General features: G+C 63.7%; 17 protein-coding genes and 1 pseudogene. 8 read left to right on the forward strand and 10 right to left on the reverse strand.

Annotated elements, in window-relative coordinates:
- From EN955_RS35240 to EN955_RS02215, 4 genes and pseudogenes are all read left to right on the forward strand, one after another.
- Positions 1-421: pseudogene (locus tag EN955_RS35240) on the forward strand (ornithine cyclodeaminase family protein); the annotation flags it as partial.
- A 130-nt stretch (positions 422-551) separates the two neighbouring features.
- Positions 552-1,730 carry an ectoine hydrolase DoeA gene (doeA, locus tag EN955_RS02205; protein ID WP_024502316.1) on the forward strand — a complete coding sequence of 393 codons (1,179 nt, stop codon included), beginning with the start codon at positions 552-554 and terminating at the stop codon, positions 1,728-1,730.
- A 5-nt stretch (positions 1,731-1,735) separates the two neighbouring features.
- On the forward strand, positions 1,736-2,734 hold the full coding sequence (gene doeB, locus EN955_RS02210; RefSeq protein WP_024502317.1) for a N(2)-acetyl-L-2,4-diaminobutanoate deacetylase DoeB: 999 nt from the start codon (positions 1,736-1,738) through the stop codon (positions 2,732-2,734).
- Positions 2,735-3,148: 414 nt separating this feature from the next.
- Positions 3,149-3,460 (forward strand): hypothetical protein, encoded by a 312-nt coding sequence (locus tag EN955_RS02215; protein WP_224675447.1) that lies wholly within the window; start codon positions 3,149-3,151, stop codon positions 3,458-3,460.
- Positions 3,461-3,530: 70 nt separating this feature from the next.
- Here the strand turns inward: EN955_RS02215 and EN955_RS02220 are convergent, their stop codons facing one another.
- The 3 genes from EN955_RS02220 to EN955_RS02230 all read right to left on the reverse strand — a co-directional run bounded on the left by EN955_RS02220 (position 3,531) and on the right by EN955_RS02230 (position 7,325).
- Complete coding sequence (locus tag EN955_RS02220) at positions 3,531-4,649, reverse strand: P1 family peptidase (RefSeq protein WP_024502318.1); 1,119 nt, start codon at positions 4,647-4,649, stop codon at positions 3,531-3,533.
- Between the two features lie 4 nt (positions 4,650-4,653).
- On the reverse strand, positions 4,654-6,285 hold the full coding sequence (gene xseA / locus EN955_RS02225) for an exodeoxyribonuclease VII large subunit (protein ID WP_024502319.1): 1,632 nt from the start codon (positions 6,283-6,285) through the stop codon (positions 4,654-4,656).
- 83 nt (positions 6,286-6,368) lie between these two features.
- Positions 6,369-7,325, reverse strand: a complete 957-nt coding sequence (locus EN955_RS02230) for a LysR substrate-binding domain-containing protein (RefSeq protein ID WP_013530338.1) — start codon at positions 7,323-7,325, stop codon at positions 6,369-6,371.
- A gap of 178 nt (positions 7,326-7,503) precedes the next feature.
- Here EN955_RS02230 and EN955_RS02235 point away from each other — a divergent pair, with 178 nt between their 5' ends.
- A complete protein-coding gene (locus EN955_RS02235) occupies positions 7,504-7,794 on the forward strand; it encodes a DUF1127 domain-containing protein (protein ID WP_013530339.1) in 291 nt (96 codons plus the stop codon).
- A gap of 160 nt (positions 7,795-7,954) precedes the next feature.
- Here the strand turns inward: EN955_RS02235 and EN955_RS02240 are convergent, their stop codons facing one another.
- The 4 genes from EN955_RS02240 to EN955_RS02255 form a co-directional block, all read right to left on the reverse strand.
- Positions 7,955-9,001, reverse strand: coding sequence for a DUF937 domain-containing protein (locus tag EN955_RS02240; RefSeq protein ID WP_024502320.1), 1,047 nt, complete (start codon positions 8,999-9,001; stop codon positions 7,955-7,957).
- A gap of 100 nt (positions 9,002-9,101) precedes the next feature.
- Positions 9,102-10,475, reverse strand: coding sequence for a glutamate--cysteine ligase (locus tag EN955_RS02245; RefSeq protein WP_024502321.1), 1,374 nt, complete (start codon positions 10,473-10,475; stop codon positions 9,102-9,104).
- A gap of 244 nt (positions 10,476-10,719) precedes the next feature.
- Positions 10,720-11,454: a 16S rRNA (uracil(1498)-N(3))-methyltransferase gene (locus tag EN955_RS02250; protein ID WP_024502322.1), complete on the reverse strand. Its 735-nt coding sequence runs from the start codon at positions 11,452-11,454 to the stop codon at positions 10,720-10,722.
- A 31-nt stretch (positions 11,455-11,485) separates the two neighbouring features.
- On the reverse strand, positions 11,486-12,133 hold the full coding sequence (locus EN955_RS02255; protein WP_024502323.1) for a hypothetical protein: 648 nt from the start codon (positions 12,131-12,133) through the stop codon (positions 11,486-11,488).
- Positions 12,134-12,221: 88 nt separating this feature from the next.
- Here EN955_RS02255 and EN955_RS02260 point away from each other — a divergent pair, with 88 nt between their 5' ends.
- Together EN955_RS02260 and EN955_RS35835 are read left to right on the forward strand one after the other, a co-directional pair.
- The gene (locus tag EN955_RS02260) at positions 12,222-12,920 is read left to right on the forward strand and encodes a type 1 glutamine amidotransferase (protein ID WP_024502324.1); all 699 of its coding nucleotides are present in this window, start codon (positions 12,222-12,224) and stop codon (positions 12,918-12,920) included.
- Positions 12,921-13,213: 293 nt separating this feature from the next.
- Entirely contained in the window at positions 13,214-13,345 is a 132-nt protein-coding gene (locus tag EN955_RS35835; protein ID WP_013893872.1) for a hypothetical protein, read from the forward strand.
- Positions 13,346-13,383: 38 nt separating this feature from the next.
- On the opposite strand, the gene EN955_RS02270 is transcribed toward EN955_RS35835, so the two are convergent.
- The 3 genes from EN955_RS02270 to EN955_RS02280 are packed head-to-tail and all read right to left on the reverse strand — an operon-like array spanning position 13,384 to position 16,153.
- A complete protein-coding gene (locus EN955_RS02270; RefSeq protein ID WP_024502325.1) occupies positions 13,384-14,157 on the reverse strand; it encodes a metallophosphoesterase family protein in 774 nt (257 codons plus the stop codon).
- Positions 14,158-14,184: 27 nt separating this feature from the next.
- A complete protein-coding gene (locus EN955_RS02275; protein WP_013530347.1) occupies positions 14,185-15,330 on the reverse strand; it encodes an alpha-hydroxy acid oxidase in 1,146 nt (381 codons plus the stop codon).
- 19 nt (positions 15,331-15,349) lie between these two features.
- The gene (locus EN955_RS02280; RefSeq protein WP_032808722.1) at positions 15,350-16,153 is read right to left on the reverse strand and encodes an FCD domain-containing protein; all 804 of its coding nucleotides are present in this window, start codon (positions 16,151-16,153) and stop codon (positions 15,350-15,352) included.
- 206 nt (positions 16,154-16,359) lie between these two features.
- Here EN955_RS02280 and EN955_RS02285 point away from each other — a divergent pair, with 206 nt between their 5' ends.
- Positions 16,360-17,682, forward strand: a complete 1,323-nt coding sequence (locus tag EN955_RS02285) for a DUF3422 family protein (protein ID WP_024502328.1) — start codon at positions 16,360-16,362, stop codon at positions 17,680-17,682.
- Positions 17,683-17,741: the final 59 nt, after the last annotated feature.

Raw genomic sequence — 17,741 nt, forward strand, 5'->3', positions numbered from 1 at the left:
GGCAAACGCAGTTGTCGGCGCCGACATCATCGTCACCACCACGCCTTCGACCGAGCCGCTGATCAAGGCGGGTTTCGTTTCCGCCGGCCAGCACATCACGGCGATGGGCTCCGACGCCGAGCACAAGAACGAGATCGCGCCGGCAATCCTGCGCATGGCCGACCTCTATGTCGCCGACAGCGCCCGTCAGACGCGGCGGCTGGGTGAGCTGCATCACGCCATCGCGGCGGGCGTGATGGCCGCTGAGGAAGAGGTGACCGAACTTGGCCAGATCATCGCCGGTAAACGGCATGGTCGGCGCTCGGCCAGCGACATCACCATCGCCGATCTGACCGGCACCGGCGTTCAGGATACGGCGATAGCTACGTTCGCCCGCGATCGGGCGCGGGTGGCCGGTTCCGGGGCCATTTTCGAAAGCTGATGCTGGCCAAGGCGTGATCCGGAAACGTGGGAACCGGTTTTCCGAAAAGATCACGCTCAAAAAAGAATGACGGGCCGGTTTCAACGAAGTTGAAACAGGCTCAAGGCCCAACAAACGAGGACCAAGAACAATGCAACCGAACCTGAGATTCTCGCGCGGCGAATATGCGGATCGCCTCGCCAAGACACGCAAAGCCATGGAGGTGAAGGGCGTCGATCTTCTTGTTATCAGCGACCCGTCCAATATGGCCTGGCTGACCGGCTATGACGGCTGGTCGTTCTACGTGCATCAGGCGGTTATCGTGCCGCCATCGGGCGAGCCGGTCTGGTACGGCCGTGGCCAGGACGCCAACGGTGCCAAGCGCACTGCCTATCTCGCGCATGATAACATCGTCGGCTATGCCGATCACTATGTGCAGTCGACCGAGCGCCACCCGATGGATTTTTTGGCCAGCGTGCTTGCGGATCGCGGCTGGGGCAAGCTGACAGTCGGCGTTGAGATGGACAATTACTGGTTCTCGGCCGCCGCCTTCGCATCGCTGCAGAAGCATTTGCCCAATGCCCGCTTTGTCGATGCCACCGCGCTGGTCAACTGGCAGCGCGCGATCAAGAGCCCGACCGAGATCGACTATATGCGCAAGGCGGCTCGCATCGTCGAGGCGATGCACCAGCGCATCTTCGACAAGATCGAGGTCGGCATGCGCAAATGCGATCTCGTTGCCGAAATCTATGATGCCGGCACGCGCGGCGTCGATGGCATCGGCGGCGACTATCCGGCGATCGTGCCGCTGCTGCCGTCGGGTGCCGATGCCTCGGCGCCGCATCTGACCTGGGACGACAGACCGATGAAGCGGGCCGAGGGCACCTTCTTCGAGATCGCCGGCTGCTACAACCGCTATCACTGCCCGCTGTCGCGCACCGTCTTCCTAGGCAAGCCGACGCAGGAATTCCTCGATGCCGAGAAGGCGACGCTGGAAGGTATGGAAGCGGGGCTGGCCGCGGCCAAACCCGGCAACGCCTGTGAGGACATCGCCAACGCCTTCTTCGCCGTGCTGAAGAAGTATGGCATCGTCAAGGACAACCGCACCGGCTATTCGATCGGACTGTCCTATCCGCCGGACTGGGGCGAGCGCACGATGAGCTTGCGTCCCGGCGACCGCACCGAACTCAAGCCCGGCATGACGTTCCATTTCATGACCGGCCTGTGGCTGGAAACGATGGGACTGGAGATCACCGAGTCCATCCTGATCACCGAAACCGGTGTGGAGTGCCTGGCCAATGTGCCGCGTAAGCTGGTGGTGAAGGATTGAGACCGATGTCGAATCTACGCTCATCACCGGTCGCGCCGACCGTCGATTTCGACCGCGACGGCGTCCAGCACGGCTTCCTGCGCTTGCCCTACAGCCGCGACGATTCCGCGTGGGGCTCGGTGATGATACCGATCTGCGTCATCCGCAACGGCAACGGACCGGCAGCTCTGCTGTCCGGCGCCAACCATGGCGACGAATATGAGGGGCCGCTGGCCCTCTACGATCTCGCCAGGACCCTCGATCCCAGGCAAGTCAGCGGCACGGTGATCATCGTGCCGGCAATGAACTATCCGGCCTTCCGCGCCGGCACGCGCACCTCGCCGATCGACAAGGGCAACATGAACCGCAGCTTTCCCGGCCGGCCGGACGGAACGGTGACCGAAAAGATCGCCGATTACTTTCAACGTGAGCTGCTGCCTCGCGCCGACATCGTGTTCGACTTCCACTCCGGCGGCAAGACGCTGGACTTCGTGCCGTTCTGCGCGGCGCACACTTTGCCCGACAAGGCGCTGGAACAGAAAGCCTTTGACGCGGTCGCGGCCTTTGCCGCTCCGTTCTCGATGCGCATGATCGAGATCGACGCCGTTGGCATGTACGACACGGCAGCCGAGGAGATGGGCAAGGTCTTCGTCAGCACCGAACTTGGCGGCGGCGGCACGTCGCGCGCGCAAACCGTGCGGATCGCGAGGCGCGGCATTCTCAACGTGCTGCGTCATGCCGGCATTGTAGATGGTGCGGTCGAGAAGACTCGAACCCAGTGGCTCGACATGCCGTCGGGCGATTGTTTCTCGTTCGCCGAAGACGACGGCATGATCGAAACCATGGTCGATCTCGGTGAGCCCGTCAAAGAAGGCTCGGTGCTGGCGCGCATTCATTCCACCGGCCGCACCGGCGTCGCTCCGCAGGAGATCCGGGCAAAAATGTCGGGCATGCTTGCGGCGCGGCATTTCCCCGGGCTGGTTAAGGCCGGCGACTGCGCGGCGGTGGTGGCTGTGCACGTCTGAGCGGCTCCGCCGGGGCCTGCTCCACCCGGTTCGGGTCCATCGTCACTTGTTCTGCGTCCGTCGCGGAGCCCTTCGGCGCGGCGGAAAGAAGCAGGATAGCGGGCGGAGTCGACATTGCAGGAGGATGTCACTATATAGCGGCGGCTTCGACCCGCGCGCCCGAGGGCAGCACCTCGAAGCAACTGTGAATGTGTAGTGTTTTGCGCCATCTATTGTGACGGAAATCGGCTCGGAAACCGGAAAAAAGCAAATAGAAACAGTGGCGCAGCGCTGGGTGTGACCCAGCCAACGGTACCGACCCCTCCAGAATCAGAAAATGCCCTTGACCCCTCGATTTCCTATGGCTCTGTGGACCTTGGACGGCATTGGCTTGCCGGCTGACCGCGACTCGGCTGGAATGGGGACATGCATCCTTTGCGGGATGTCGACGTTTATGATTACCAACCGGCTTTGCCGCCAGGGAACAGCAGTATGAGCGAACACGCCATCGAATTCTTGCGGGGATGGATCGGCGAAAAGGTCCATTGCCAATCCTCCCAGGCAAGGATCGACAAGCAGGCCGAAACCTTGGCCAAGGAGTGCGCCGCCGAGGCGGCCGAGGTCGGCATTCCGCTGGAGGATATCCAGGAAGAAGTCGGCGATATCCAGGAACTTATCGCATCCCGGCTTGAGGAAGCGGCCGAGGCCGAAGAAAGCCAGCAGGCCCCCAGAAAAGCCGCGGAATGATCAAAGCCGCCGAATGATCGCATAGCGGCGACATTGTTGCAGCGCGGGCTTCTGGCCCGCGTTTTTGTCTTCAGCCAAAGGTCTCCTTCAGCCACGTCTTCGGCAGCGCCGGCACGAAATTCCCGTCGCGTCCGGTCATATCGTCATTGGCAACCAGCGCGTTGAGGATTGCTTCCTCCACGGTCTGGATCACCGCATCGAAAAACGGATCGATGTCGGTATCGGGAATAAAATCGGCACTGGCGATGCGGCCGGATGGCGCCCGCGCGGCGCTCGCATTGGCGGTCGAGAAGGCGATGAAAATGTCGCCTGAACTGTGATACCCGAAGCCTCCGGTCATGGCGACGCCAAGCGGCACCCGTCGGGCCAGCCGCTTCATCTGATGCGGCAGGAACGGTGCGTCGGTGGCGATGACGGCGATGATCGAACCCTTTTCGGCGCGCGGTGTGCCTTCGCGGACAGCCGGTTCGACGAGTTGCGGCCCGGCGCGCAGGCCGCGAATGGCAATATTGCGCCGTTTGCCAAAATTGGACTGCACGAAGGCGCCGACCGTATAGGCACGGCCGTGCCATTCGACGATGCGCGATGCCGTGCCGGAGCCGGCCTTGAAGCCGAAGGTGATCATGCCGGTGCCGCCGCCGACGCTGCCTTCCTCGATCGGTCCGCCGGCGGCACCGTCGAGGACCTGTGCAACATGCTCCGACGTCAAATGGTGGCCGTTGATGTCGTTGAGGAAGCCGTCATAGGTCTCCGCCGCCACCGGCAGTCCCCAGCCGCTGTCAAGCGCCGCCGGCAGCACGCTTTGCATCCAGCGCAGCGTGCCGTCGCGGGAAACACCGCAGGAATGCGTGTTGGTGATGGTGATCGGGAAGTTGAAAGCGCCGGTTTCCTCGACGATGTGCGAGCCGGTCAGTTCGCCGTTTCCGTTCTGGCTGAAGATCCCGGCGAAGACCGGGTTGGCGAGGTCGGCAAGCGGCCTGGGCAGGATCGCGGTCACGCCGGTGCGAACCGGTCCCTCGCCGACGACAAGCGTGCCATCGCCCGAGATCAGCGTCGCATAGCCGACCGCGACGCCGGGCACATCGGTGATCGCGTTGAACGGTCCAGGCCGTCCGTCGAAGCCGATGCCGAAATTTCGCGCGCGCGGTTTGCCTGAGGGCGTTGCCAGATGATGCGGATTGTCGGTCATGGTGTCAGAATAGGGATCCCTGATTGCCAGGCTCTTTGGCCTTGGCCGCCGGCTTGGCCACGGCTTTCGGTTTTGCCGTGCCGCTGATTGCCACCGCATCGGCGGTCCCGTCGGCGAACTCGAGCGAAAGCGCCATTCCCGACGCCACGTCGGCAGCCTGCTTGACGACGGCGCCGTCCGCATCCCTCACCAGCGCAAAGCCGCGGGCCAGGACGGCCTTGTGCGACAGCGACGCCATCAACCTGTCGGCCTGGACGACGCGGCCGCGCAGGCGCTCCAGCCTGAGCACCACTGCTTGCGTGCCGCGTCTTGTCAAAGCTGTCAGCAAATCCCTCTGCACGCGTTGCCGCCGTGCCGTCGGCTCGATCGTGATGCGGCCTTGCAGCATGGCCAGTTGCTGCTTGTGCCGCTGCAGCGATGCCCTTGCACATTTTGGCAATTGATCCGCCGCCCGGTTAAGCTCCGCACGCCGGGCTCTTGCCGTCGCACGCAGTGCCCCTTGTGCTCGCAAAAGATTGCGTTCGTTGGTGCGCCGGGCCTCTGCAATGCGCTGCGACAGCATTGCCGGTGTCAGTTTCACGGCAAAAAACCTTGCACGCTTGCGTTCGGTGGAGACGAACAGGCCCCGGCCCAGCCTGGATGTCGCCTCATCGAGGCGCCGGCGCGGCAGCGCCAGCAATTGATCGGGCGAGGGCAGAGCCCGGGCGGCGGCACGGGCGGCCTGCCGCTTGCGCTCGAAATTGCGCAGCACCGCCGCTTTCAGCCGCGCACCGAGGCTGGCAAGCGTTGCTTCGAGGTCGGCCTTCACCGGCACAGCGATTTCGGCCGCGCCTGTCGGTGTCGGCGCCCGCACGTCGGCAACGAGGTCGATCAGCGTCCAGTCGGTCTCGTGGCCGACAGCCGAGATCACCGGAATGCCGGAAGCGGCAACCGCGCGGGCGAGCGCCTCGTCGTTGAACCCCCAGAGGTCTTCGAGGCTGCCGCCGCCACGCGCCACGATCAACAGATCGGGCCGCTGGATGGCGCCATCCCATGCCAGCGCGTTGAAGCCGTTGACCGCGGCAGTCACTTCCGCGCCTGACGTCTCGCCCTGAACACGCACCGGCCAAACCAGGATGTGCAGCGGAAAGCGGTCCTTGATGCGGTGGATGATGTCTCGGATGACGGACCCTGTCGGCGAGGTGACGACGCCGATGACGCGCGGCATGAACGGCAGCAGTCGCTTGCGGCCGGTGTCGAACAGACCCTCGGCCTGTAGCCGCCGCTTGCGCTCTTCCAGCAGCGCCATCAGGGCGCCGGCGCCGGCAGGCTCCAGATTGTCGATGACGATCTGGTAGTTGGATTTGCCGGGATAGGTGGTGAGCTTGCCGGTGGCGATCACCTCCATGCCCTCTTCGGGACGGAACTTCAGCCGGCTCATCGTGCCTTTCCACACCACGGCGTCGAGCCGCGCGCGGTCGTCCTTCAGCGCGAAATAGGCATGACCTGAGGAATGCGGCCCGCGATAGCCTGATATCTCGCCACGCACCCGCACATTGCCGAAAACGTCCTCGACCGTGCGCTTCAGCGCGCCGGAAATCTCGCTCACCGTATATTCGGCGGCGTTGGTGCGTGATTCGGATGCTGCTTCGCTCATCCGTCGATTGGGGAACGGTTGGGCGCCCGCGTCAAGGCGGTTGCGTCGGGCCAGCCGTTCATAACCCGCACACCTGGCCCTGCCTACCAGCCGGGCAGGATCTGGTTCGGCTTGGTTCGCCGCAGCTTGGTGAAGGCGAGCGCTGCGAAATCGAACGTTCCGGGGTCTTCGCCGACCGGCACGGAGATATTGTCCAGGCTTTCCGAAATATGGCGGGCGAGCGCATCGACGATCTCCGGCCGCGACGTCTGGCCGCGCATGATGCCGATGCGGCAATCGGGCAGGGCGCCGAAGCCGTCGGCTTCGCCCAGCACCCGCATGCCGGGCCTGAGCGCGCATTCCGGCAGCACCGAGATTGCCAGCCCGGAAAGCACCGCTGCGGTGATGACGGTGGCCGAGAAACTGGTGAACAGGATGCGATAGTCGCGGTTCTGCTGGTCGAGCACATCGACCGCGGCGCGCCGCCAGATGCAGTTCGGCCGGCCGAAGGCCATCGGCAGCGTTTCCTGCTCATGCGTGGCATGATTGGCCGAGGTGACCCACAGCAGCGGTTCACGCCGCACCACCTCCGATTGGCCTCGTACGTCGTTGTGCGTCACCAGCGCGAGGTCGAGATTGCCGCGCTTGATATGCTCGACCAGACCCGGCGTCGGCTCGCAGATGACGGTCAGTTCGACGCGCGGATTGGAGCGCGTGAACCGCGCCATGATCTCCGGCAGGAAACGGTCGGCGTAGTCGTCGGGCGTGCCGATGCGGATCGTGCCTTCGAGCCGCCGGTCGTCGAAGGCCGCCAGGGTCTCGCGGTTGAGATAGAGCAGCCGCCGCGCATAGGAGAGCAGCTTGTCGCCTTCCTCGGTCAGCCTGTTGGTGCGCCCGTCCTTTTCGAACAGCGGTTTGCCGATCCGCTCCTCCAGCCGGCGCATCTGCATCGACACCGCCGACTGGGTCCGGTGCACCTCTTCGGCTGCCCGCGTGAAGCTGCCGGTATCGGCGATCGAGATGAAGGTCTGCAATTGATCGAGATCGAGCGGCGATTTCATCGATATGATCCATCACTGGTGTTGATGTTAAAGATTAGAAACATTCGTTGGATTAATCAATCGGCCGATGGCAAATTGGCATTGTCCACATGAAGGCATGTGAATTGGGACCGGAACGGCCGCTGACGCCAGCGCCGATTGCTTGGTCTCGCCCGTTCGAGTCTGAAGGAGACCGACAATGACCACGTTTGATTTCGCCACCGAGACCTCGCGCATCACCTCGCGTCCGGCCGTTGCGACGCGCGTGGCCAACACCGTCTCCAACATCTACCGCGCCTGGAAAAACCGCCGCGCCTTCTATCGCCTTGGCGAGATGTCGGACGCCGAACTCGCCGATATCGGCCTGACGCGCGCCGACCTGCATGTCGCCATCGACGTGCCGTTTGGCCGCGACCCGACGGCGATGCTGCGCGAGATCGCCAGTGATCGCATCGAAACGATCGAGGATTTCGCTCGCAAGGTGGCCTGATCGGTTGCTTGTTGTTTAGGTTGCCGTGAACCTTTTCAGGGTTCGACGCGACTGACGAGTATGCAGGCTCCCACTCCCTGCCGGATCCCCCCGGCCCGCCTGCACTCTGCCCGGTCCTCCCAGGACCGGGCTTTTCTCTTTCTACCTCAGCGAAGACCGCCTACCGCCGGTCCATGTCCCGCTTAAACTGGTCGAAGATCGTCTCCACGCCCTTCTGGTAGTCGTCACGCTGCTGGGCGCCGGTTTCGAACATCTTGCCGAACAGGTCGTCGAACGGGTTTTTCGGACGGCCGCTCGGATTGGCCTGTGGCTGCGGTGCCTGACGTTGCGGGGGCGCTTGAGGCTGTTGCGGCGCCGGCTGTCCGCCGGGGATGCCGCCTAAGCCACCGCCACCTTGCCGCAGCATCTCCTCGAAGATTTTCCCCAGCGGATTGTCTCCGTAGGGGCTTTGCGTCTGCTGGGGCTGCGGCTGCGCCCGCCCCTGCGGCTGCGGCTGAGGCGCGCCACCGCCGAACATGTCCTGCAGCACCTTGCCGAGCGGATTGTCGCCGTAGGGATTGGGTGCCGGCTGCGTCTGGCTTTGCGGCTGTGGCTGCGCCGCGCCGCCGCCGAACATGTCCTGCAACACCTTGCCGAGCGGGTTGTCCATCGGGTTCTGGGGCGGCGGCGCCTGGCGCGGCTGCGGCGCCGGGGCCTGCATGCCGCCGCCTTGCCGCATCATCTGCTCGATGATCTCGCCGAGCGGATTGTTGCCGCCGCCGCCAAAACCACCGGCGGCCTGCATCTGGTTTGCCGTCTGCTTGAACAGCCCGCCCATGACCATCGAGGCGATCGCCGGCAGCATCTGCTGCAGGATCTGCTGATTGACGCCGCTGGCTTGCGCCGCCTGGCTGGCCACGGCGCGAGACAGATCCTTCGAACCGAACAGGTGCCCGAGAATGCCGTTGCCCTCATCGACGCCTTGCGGCGAGAAGGCCCGGGTTGCGTCCTCGAAATACTTGGCGTGCTGGCCGCTGGCCATCGCCGTCATGAAGGCGCCGAGCCCATAGGGGTCGGCGGTGTTGCGTTGCAGCCCCTGCGAAAAGGCCGGCAGCAATGCAGCGACCGCGGCTTGCGTCTGCTGCATTGAAAGCCCGTATTGCTGGGCAAGGGCCTGCATGCCGTTGCCGTTCTGGGCCTGCGTCAGCATGTCGAACAAGGTGGGCATCGGCGTCTCCTCCGGAAATCCTCGCCGAAGAAGCCTAGTTTGTTTCCACTTCCGATTGAAGCGACTTTTGCCGGCCGGTCAGCTTTGCCAAATCCGAGGGTTAATAGGCGTATTCCATGAAAACCGGCTCGATCGAGCCGCCCCAGCGCGTGTGGTAGGCCGACAGCATCTCCTCGGCGCTGGTGGTGCCCCGCGCCACCACTTCGTCCAACGTGTTGAGGAAGGAGGTCTCGTCGTAGCCGTCGCGGTTCTTCTTGCCACGGTTCTTCAGTCCCATGCGGGAAATGACCATCACGTCACGCGCGATCTCGCGCAGCGTGGTGTTGCGGAACGGTGCGGAGATGCCTTGTTCCGGCACGGCATTGCGCATCGCCAGCGTTTCTTCATACGTCCAGCTCGAGGTCAGCGCCTCGGCGGCATCGAGTGCGGCCTCATCATAAAGCAATCCGACCCAGAAGGCCGGCAGCGCGCAGATGCGCCGCCATGGCCCGCCATCGGCGCCGCGCATCTCGAGGAAGCGCTTCAGCCGCACATCCGGGAACAGCGTTGACAGATGGTTCGCCCAGTCGCCCATTGTCGGCAGCCCGTCCGGCACTTCATTGCGCGCGGCCCCGGCCATGAACTGGCGGAAGGTGATGTGGGTCATGTCGTGATAGCGCTCGTCGCGGATGACGAAATACATCGGTACGTCGAGCGCCCATTCGACATAGTCGGCGAAACCGAAATCGGGCGAGAAGCAGAATTCGAGCAGGCCCGAGCGCTGGTTGTCGGTGTCACGCCATATGTCGCCGCGCCAGCTCTGCAAGCCGTTCGGGTGGCTTTCGGTGAAAGGCGAATTGGCGAACAAGGCCGTCGACAGCGGCTGCAGCTTCAACGACACCTGCATCTTGCGGCGCATGTCGGCCTCGCTCTCGAAGTCGAGATTCACCTGGATCGTGCAGGTGCGGTACATCATGTCGAGGCCCTTGGTGCCGACCTTGGGCATGTAGCGCGTCATGATCTCGTAGCGCGATTTCGGCATTTTCGGCGTCTCGGCAAGCGACCATTTCGGGCTGCCGCCGAGGCCGAGGAAGCGGATGCCCATCGGTTCGGCGATCTCGCGCACCTGCGCCAGATGGGCATTGCCCTCGCGGCAGGTCTGGTGGATCGTCTCCAGCGGTGCGCCGGAAAGCTCGAACTGGCCGCCGGGTTCCAGCGAAATCGCACCCTGGCCGGTCGGTTCGACCAGGCCGATGATGCGGCCGTCATCGACGATCGGATCCCAGCCGAGCTTTTCCTGCATGCCTTCGAGGATGGCGCGGATGCCGCGCTCGCCGCCATAGGGGACCGGTGCATTGCCGTCGACATAGAAGGGGAATTTCTCGTGCTCGGTGCCGATGCGCCATTTGTCGCGCGGCTTGTTGCCTTCGGCCAGGTGCTCGACGAGTTCGTCGACACCTTCGATCGGGCGGAAATCGGTCGTATCGCGCGCCATTTATGAACCCTCTGCACATGGCCCCGAAAATCGGCTTTCGACTTTCGCCGGGATCATGTGCCCCAATGGAATGCTACAGTGTCCTTTGCACGTCCGAAAGGAGGCGGGCGCTGTAGGACGATCGGACGATCGCCGGCGCTAAATGGACGAAATGTCAGCATACGATCAAGCGAAAAATCCTGAGCCAGAGGTCAACAGGAATTGAACGTTACTCCGCTCTCCGTCCCTTGCAAGGGATGACGTCTCACCAGTCTCCGACCGTTGCCTGCATCACCGCGAGCGCGGCCACCGCCGCCGTATCGGCGCGCAGGATACGCGGGCCGAGCGGAATGGCGGTGACGAAGGGCAGGGCGCGCAGCATCTTACGCTCATCGTCGGAAAAGCCACCCTCCGGCCCGACCAGCAGCCCAAGTTTCTTGTCCTTGACCGCCTGCAGCGCGGCCAGCGGATTGTTGGTCGAAGCATCCTCGTCGCAGAAGATCAGCCGTCGCTCTGTGTCCCAGCCGGTCAACAGGCGGTCGAATTTTTCGGCTTCGCGCACCTGAGGCACCGCCAGGATGCCGCATTGCTCGGCGGCTTCGACGACATTGGCGCGCAGGCGATCGATCGACGGCTTGGCCACTTGCGTGTGCTGGGTAATGACCGGCTGCAGGATGCCGGCGCCCATCTCGACCGCCTTCTGCACGAGATAATCGAGCCGGCCCTGCTTCAGCGGCGCAAAGCAGTAGACGAGATCGGGCAGAGGCGGCTGCGGCCGCTGCAGCGCCGACACCTTCAGCCGCACCGCCCTTTTCGTCTTCGCCGATATGGCCGCCGACCACTCGCCGTCGCGGCCATTGAACACCAGGATTTCGGCGCCTTCGCCAAGCCGCAGCACATGCAGGAGATAGTGGCTCTGCTGTTGGCCGGCCTCGAATTCGATGTCCGGCGCGAGATCGTCGGTCACGAACAGACGTTGCATTTTGTAATTGGCGCGCATCGCCGAGGAATGAGCGAGCCGGCCGCCGGCGTCAAGCCTCGGCGGTCGGATGCCACACCGGCCGAAAGCCGTGCCGCAGCACGCAGAGCGTCGTGGCCGGCGTCAGTAGCGAGAGTGTCTTGCTTTTGAGCATGTCGAAATCGTTGGGGTGCTCATATCCCGCAAAGGACCAGCGCAGTGCCTTGCCGCTACGCAGGGCATAAACAGTGCCGCCATCCGCAACCACGACGCCGTCCGGCAGGCCGGCAAGGTCTTCAACCGCAATCACCGGCGGCTTGCCGCCTGACGCCAGCCGCTCCTTGTGCAGCCGCTTGTCGACCATCGGCGCGCGCGGTTCGGCGATGCCGAAGGCTTCGCCGAAGCGGCCGACGAAATCCCTGGCCCGTTCGCGCTGGCAAAAGAAGCAGGGGCGATGCCCGGCCGCCAGTGCGGTCACCTCGTCGAGGAAGAACAGCTCGGTCCAGCCCGCTTTACCGCCCTTCCGGTTGCGGCCCATCGGTTCGCGCCGCACATTTCGGAATTGGCAGACGCAGACGATCCAGGCTTGAAGCGCCCAGCGCTTTTTCTTGAGCGTCTTCGTCTCGGGGTCGTGGATGATGCCGCGATTGCCGGTGAACATGCCGCGATCGGGCACCGCGTGGATGATACCGAACGGATCGACCCGGTTCTGCAGTGGCATAGTTTTCTCTCCGGACACGCATCTTGGCTGCAATGCGAGCGGCATGATATCGCTCGTCGCAGCTTTTTCATGTCAGCAGGGTTTTGCGATGCGGGTGCTGGTGGTCCAGAATTACGACAATACCGGCCTCGGCCAGGTCGGCGCAGCACTTGCGGAAGCGGGCGCCGATCTCGACCTGCGTCTCCCTTACAAAGGCGATCCCCTGCCGGATGACGCGGCCGGGCATGATGCCATGGTGGTGCTCGGCGGGGGCCAGAATGCACTGGCCGACGATGAGTACCCCTATTTCCCGGCACTGCTCGAACTGACCCGCGACTTTGCCGACAAGGATCGGGCCGTGCTCGGCATCTGCCTGGGCAGCCAGCTCGTCGCTCGTGCCTTTGGTGGCGAGAACCGTATCGGCGGCGCCAATGAGTTCGGTTGGCACGGCGTGTCGCTGACGCCTGACGCCAAGGCCGATCCGGTGCTGGGCGCTCTGCCGGCAAAGTTCCCGATCTTCCAATGGCACGACGACACCTTCGTGTTGCCCGAAAACGCCGTGCGGCTTGCCGGCAACGATGTCGCCGAGAACCAGGCGTTTCGCGTCGGCCGCGCCGTGTACGGTTTCCAGTTTCACTTCGAGGCCGACCGGCCGATGGTCAAGGACTGGAGCGCGTCCTTTGCCCCGACCATCGCTGCGCGCCATCCCGACTGGGCCGGCAAGCTCGATGGCGAAATGGCCCGCAACGGGCCCGATGCGGATGCCGCTGGCCTCGCCATTGCCCGGGCCTGGGTAGCGACCATCTGAGCGTTGGTCTCTCCGTACCCTCCAGCGTGACATAATTGGCACGCGGCGGTGAAACCGCCTGGGGAAAACGGTTTCATTCTTGGCTTGTGTCCGCCCGCCATCCTAGAAGGCGCGCGCTCTGCATCTTCTGTGCAACGGCTATGAACCTTTTGTGTGACCCGCGCGACACACCGTTGATACAGAACATGCCTAGAAGCGCAAAATCGTCGAAACTTTGAAGCGAATTCTCCGTTTCAACGCATTGGTAACCGCCTGGTGCACAGATGCAGAAAGCTCAACAAGAGATGACCTCCGTGAAAGCAGCGCTTCTGTCCTTTGCCATGTTGTCCGCCATCGTGCTGTGCGGTCTCGGCATCTATGCCGCCGACGCAGCCAACAACCACAACGCCGTCGACGGTTACGGCGTCACCGCCTCGCTGCGCTAAAGCGGGAAGCGTCTTTCGCGTCCTCCGACGCGCGGCGCTCAAGCTTCCTTGATCGTCATTGTCAGGATGCGTTTGTCCGCGTCGTCGACGACGAGCGCGCTCAGCATGCCTGATTGCCAGGCAAGCGTGTCGACATTGACGCGATTTGCCATCACTTCCGCCTCCGGCACCGGCGTGTGGCCGTGCACCACGATCTTCGGATAGAGGTCGGGGTGGTTGTGGAAGACGTCGCGGATCCAGATCAGATCCTGCGGGTTTTGCTTCTCCAGAGGAATGCCCGGCCTGATGCCGGCATGGCAGAAGAAGAAGTCCCCGAAAGTCACGGAAAACGGCAGCGATCGCAGGAAGTCGATGTGGCTTTGCGGCACGGCCTCGACCAGTGCCTGATGTCCTCTGCGCACGGCCGATTCGGCCTTGCCGAACCACACGCTTGTGCCTTCACTGATCGTTACGCCGTAAGACTGTGCCGTCTGGATGCCGCCGAACCGGATGAAAAGCCCTTCCGGGTCAGGGGTCTTGAGAAAATCGAGAAAGCCGATGTCGTGGTTGCCGGCCAGCATCAGGTGACGAGGGTCTCGCTCTTGCGCTTCGATCAGGAAATCGATGACGTCCTTCGAGTCCGGCCCGCGGTCGACATAGTCGCCAAGATGGATGACGCGCCAGTCGGCAGGCGCCTCCTGCTCGATCTCGGCCCTGATGCGCAGATGCATGGCGGCCAGCAGGTCGAGCCGGCCGTGGATGTCGCCGATCGCATAGAGACGGATGCCGTCCGGCCCATGCGCGTCGAGAAAATGGATGCCGGATTCTGCCAACTTTTCGGTGTCTCCGTGGTCAGGCGGTCACGGGACCTGGCGCCGGAGCTGGTCCTTGCCCATGTCGGTGACAAGACGCTTTCCGCACAGCGCCAGCGTGATGTCCATCTCCTTGCGGATGATTTCCAACGCCTTGGTAACCCCTTCCTTGCCAAGCGCCCCCAGGCCGTAAAGAAACGGCCGGCCTATATAGGTTCCCTTGGCACCGAGGCAAAGCGCCTTCAGGACATCCTGGCCGGAGCGGATGCCGCCATCCATATGCACTTCGATCGTGTCGCCGACCGCGTCGGCAATCTCTTCCAGCACGCCGATCGACGACGACGCACCATCGAGCTGGCGCCCGCCATGGTTGGAAACGATGATCGCGTCGGCGCCGGTCTTGGCCGCCATCAGCGCGTCCTCCTTGTCGAGAATGCCCTTGAGGATCAGCTTGCCGCCCCAGCGCTCCTTGATCCAGGCGACGTCCTTCCACGACAGATGCAGGTCGAACTGCTCCGTCGTCCACGATGCCAGCGAGGCCATGTTGCCGACGCCCTTGGCGTGGCCGACAATGTTGCGGAAGGTCCGCCGCTTGGTGCCGGCCATGGCGGCGCACCAGCGCGGGCGGATGGCCATGTCGACGATGTTGGTCAGCGTCAGCTTGGGTGGCGCCGAAAGCCCGTTGCGGATGTCCTTGTGACGCTGACCGAGAATCTGCAGGTCGAGCGTCAGCACGAGCGCCGAGCATTTCGCCGCCTTTGCCCTGTCGATCAGGTTGAGCACGAAATCCTTGTCACGCAGCACATAGAGCTGAAACCAGAACGGCTTCGTGGTAACCGAGGCGACATCCTCGATCGAGCAGATGCTCATCGTCGACAAGGTAAACGGCACGCCGAATTCCTCCGCCGCCTGCGCCGCCAGCATCTCGCCATTGGCGTGCTGCATGCCGGTCATGCCGGTTGGCGCCAATGCCACCGGCATAGACACTTTTTCGCCGATCATCGTCGATGCCAGCGAACGGTTGTCCATGTCGACGAGGACGCGCTGGCGGAACTTGATCTTCTGGAAATCCTCCTCGTTGGCCCGATACGTGCTTTCGGTCCACGAACCGGAATCGGCATAGTCGAAGAACATCTTCGGCACACGCCGGCGTGCGAGGTCCTTGAGGTCGGCGATGGTCAGGATCTGGCTCATGGGCTTCCCGTTTCGATAGCTAGGAGCGTTTGCGTGCTGGTTCTGTATCGGTGGCGTCAACGCGCTGTTTCAACCTCAGCCGCGAGACGCGCTGCCAGTCGCCGCTGCGCTCGGCCTCCGCCATCGACCGTTCGACATAGGTGATGTGGTCCATCGCCGCCTGGCGGGCGGTGGCCGGGTCGCCGGCCTTCACCGCCGCATGGATCGCCCGGTGCTGCGCGAGCAGGGCGTCGCGCGCGCCGGGTACGGTGAACACCAGCAGCCGGTTCTGGAACACGCCCTCCGACAGCAGCCGATAACAGGAGCGCAGCGTGTGCAAAAGGATGATGTTGTGCGCGCATTCGCAGATCGCGTGGTGGAACTCGACGTCGATCTCGGCCTCGTCGTCGAAGTCGCCGGTCCGGTGCGCATCGTCCATGCGTGCCATGATCTTATCGAGCAGCGCCATGTCGTCTGGGGTGGCGCGCCGTGCCGCATATTCAGCCGCAACCCCTTCGATCTCGCGGCGGTATTCCAGATAGTCGGTCACTGCCTTGCGGTGCATCGAGATCAGGTCCGTCACCGGTTTGGTGAAGAGCTGGCCGATGACATCGGCGACATGCGTGCCGCCGCCGGGCCTTGTCGTCAAAAGGCCGCGTCCTTCCAGTGCCTTCAGGGCGTCACGCAGGATCGGCCGGGATACGTCGAACTGGCGTGCAAGCTCGCGCTCGCCCGGCAGCCGGTCGCCGGTGCGCAGCACGCCTTCGAGGATGAGGCTCTCGATCTGCTGCACCACCTCGTCGGCGGTGCGCGAATGCTCGATCCTGGAAAAAATGTCGCTCAACAGAATGCCTGGAAGGTGAACCGGTGCCGCAGAATAGAGCCTGCCTCGCCAACTGGTCAAATTATTTATCCAATTGACAAAAAGCTGGCCGATTTCCCGCCCGATCCCGTGATCTTCGGCTAACTTTGCCGTTTGCGTCGTCAGGCCATTGGCACTAGAGGGACGCGAGTGCAAGCGGGTTCAAGGAAACCCCCGGGGAACAAGCCGTGTCAGACGACCCGTCCGATCTCGAATTCCAGCCGCGCGCCAAGGGCAGCGTCATGGGCTTTCCCGCGCATGAGGGCCGGCCCGGCGCACTCGGCGAGGTTCATGCCCGGCCGCATCCGCTGATCGAAAAGCCACGCGTCTTGATGCAACTCGCCTTCATGACGGAGGGCGGCTCCGGCGTCGACCACGCGGTGCTTTCCGAACTGTCGCGGCGCCTCGGCATCGCCGCGCCCGACCGCCAGGCCCGCCACCATGCCATGAAATGGGGCAAGGGCTCGCTGCGCTGGGAGCGGCACACCGAATTCTCGACCTATTTGTGGGAAGGGCCGCTTTCCGAAAGCGGCAGGACGCAGGAGGACTCACCCTTCGGCAACGGGTTTTCCCCGCCGGGAACCTGCATCTCCGGCATCAGGCTCGAAATCCGCAAATGGACGCAAGCAAGCGAGCAACTGATAGCCGGTTTCGATCCGACCAGCCTGTGCTACTCGCTGGTCGAGCGCGGAAACGCCGCCATCGTCACCGATTTTCGCCAGGATGGCGATGGCCTGACGCGCATGCTGCTGCTCGATCGCGGCTTGACCCCGGCGCGCACCGGCGCGTTGTCGCAGCGGCTTATCGACATCGAGACCTATCGGACGCTGGCCATGCTCGGCCTGCCGCTGGCGTTGACCTTGTCCGGCCGCGCCCGCCGCATCGAAGACCGGCTGGCGCAGACCACGCTGGAGATGAAGGTCGCCGGGACACGGGACAGCCAGACCTTGCTGGCCGATCTGACCGAACTTGCGGCGGAGCTGGAGGCGGACGCGGCGTCGAGCCTTTACCGTTTCGGCGCCAGCCGCGCCTATGACGGCATCGTCGGCGAACGGCTGGACGCACTCGAGGAAGAGGCTGTGCCCGGCTATGACACATGGCGCGGGTTCCTGCAGCGCCGTGTGGCGCCCGCAATGCGCACCTGCCGCTCGGTCGAGGAGCGGCAGGAAAATCTATCGCGAAAACTGACCCGCGCCACGACGCTGCTGCGCACCTGGGTCGATGTCGAGGTCGAGAAGCAGAACCGCGACCTGCTTGCCTCGATGAACAACCGGGCCCGCCTGCAATTGCGCCTGCAGCAGACCGTCGAGGGGCTCTCGGTCGCCGCCGTCTCCTATTATGTGGTCGGCCTTGTCGGCTATGTCGCCAAGGGCGCCTCGATCTTCGGCCATGCCTTCGCCCCGGAGATCATTACCGCTGCTTCGGTGCCTGTCGCCATCCTGCTGGTCTGGTGGAGCGTGCGCCGCGTGCGCCGGATGCACTCCGAACCCGGCAAGCCGCCCGGCGAATAGCAGCGGCAGATTGCCGCTGCGTAAGCCTGTCTCTGCCTTGAAGTTGGATTCGCCGCCAT

Source organism: Mesorhizobium sp. M7A.F.Ca.CA.001.04.2.1, from assembly GCF_003998485.1.
GTDB lineage: Bacteria > Pseudomonadota > Alphaproteobacteria > Rhizobiales > Rhizobiaceae > Mesorhizobium > Mesorhizobium ciceri.

Excerpts from the sequence above, each read along its gene's own strand:
- doeB (WP_024502317.1), top strand. The coding sequence starts at position 1,736 with ATGTCGAATCTACGCTCATCACCGGTCGCGCCGACCGTCGATTTCGAC.
- EN955_RS02275 (WP_013530347.1), bottom strand. The coding sequence starts at position 15,330 with ATGAGCCAGATCCTGACCATCGCCGACCTCAAGGACCTCGCACGCCGG.
- EN955_RS02220 (WP_024502318.1), bottom strand. The coding sequence starts at position 4,649 with ATGACCGACAATCCGCATCATCTGGCAACGCCCTCAGGCAAACCGCGC.
- EN955_RS02245 (WP_024502321.1), bottom strand. The coding sequence starts at position 10,475 with ATGGCGCGCGATACGACCGATTTCCGCCCGATCGAAGGTGTCGACGAA.
- EN955_RS02250 (WP_024502322.1), bottom strand. The coding sequence starts at position 11,454 with ATGCGCGCCAATTACAAAATGCAACGTCTGTTCGTGACCGACGATCTC.
- EN955_RS02230 (WP_013530338.1), bottom strand. The coding sequence starts at position 7,325 with ATGAAATCGCCGCTCGATCTCGATCAATTGCAGACCTTCATCTCGATC.
- doeA (WP_024502316.1), top strand. The coding sequence starts at position 552 with ATGCAACCGAACCTGAGATTCTCGCGCGGCGAATATGCGGATCGCCTC.
- xseA (WP_024502319.1), bottom strand. The coding sequence starts at position 6,285 with ATGAGCGAAGCAGCATCCGAATCACGCACCAACGCCGCCGAATATACG.
- EN955_RS02240 (WP_024502320.1), bottom strand. The coding sequence starts at position 9,001 with ATGCCCACCTTGTTCGACATGCTGACGCAGGCCCAGAACGGCAACGGC.
- EN955_RS02235 (WP_013530339.1), top strand. The coding sequence starts at position 7,504 with ATGACCACGTTTGATTTCGCCACCGAGACCTCGCGCATCACCTCGCGT.
- EN955_RS02260 (WP_024502324.1), top strand. The coding sequence starts at position 12,222 with ATGCGGGTGCTGGTGGTCCAGAATTACGACAATACCGGCCTCGGCCAG.
- EN955_RS02255 (WP_024502323.1), bottom strand. The coding sequence starts at position 12,133 with ATGCCACTGCAGAACCGGGTCGATCCGTTCGGTATCATCCACGCGGTG.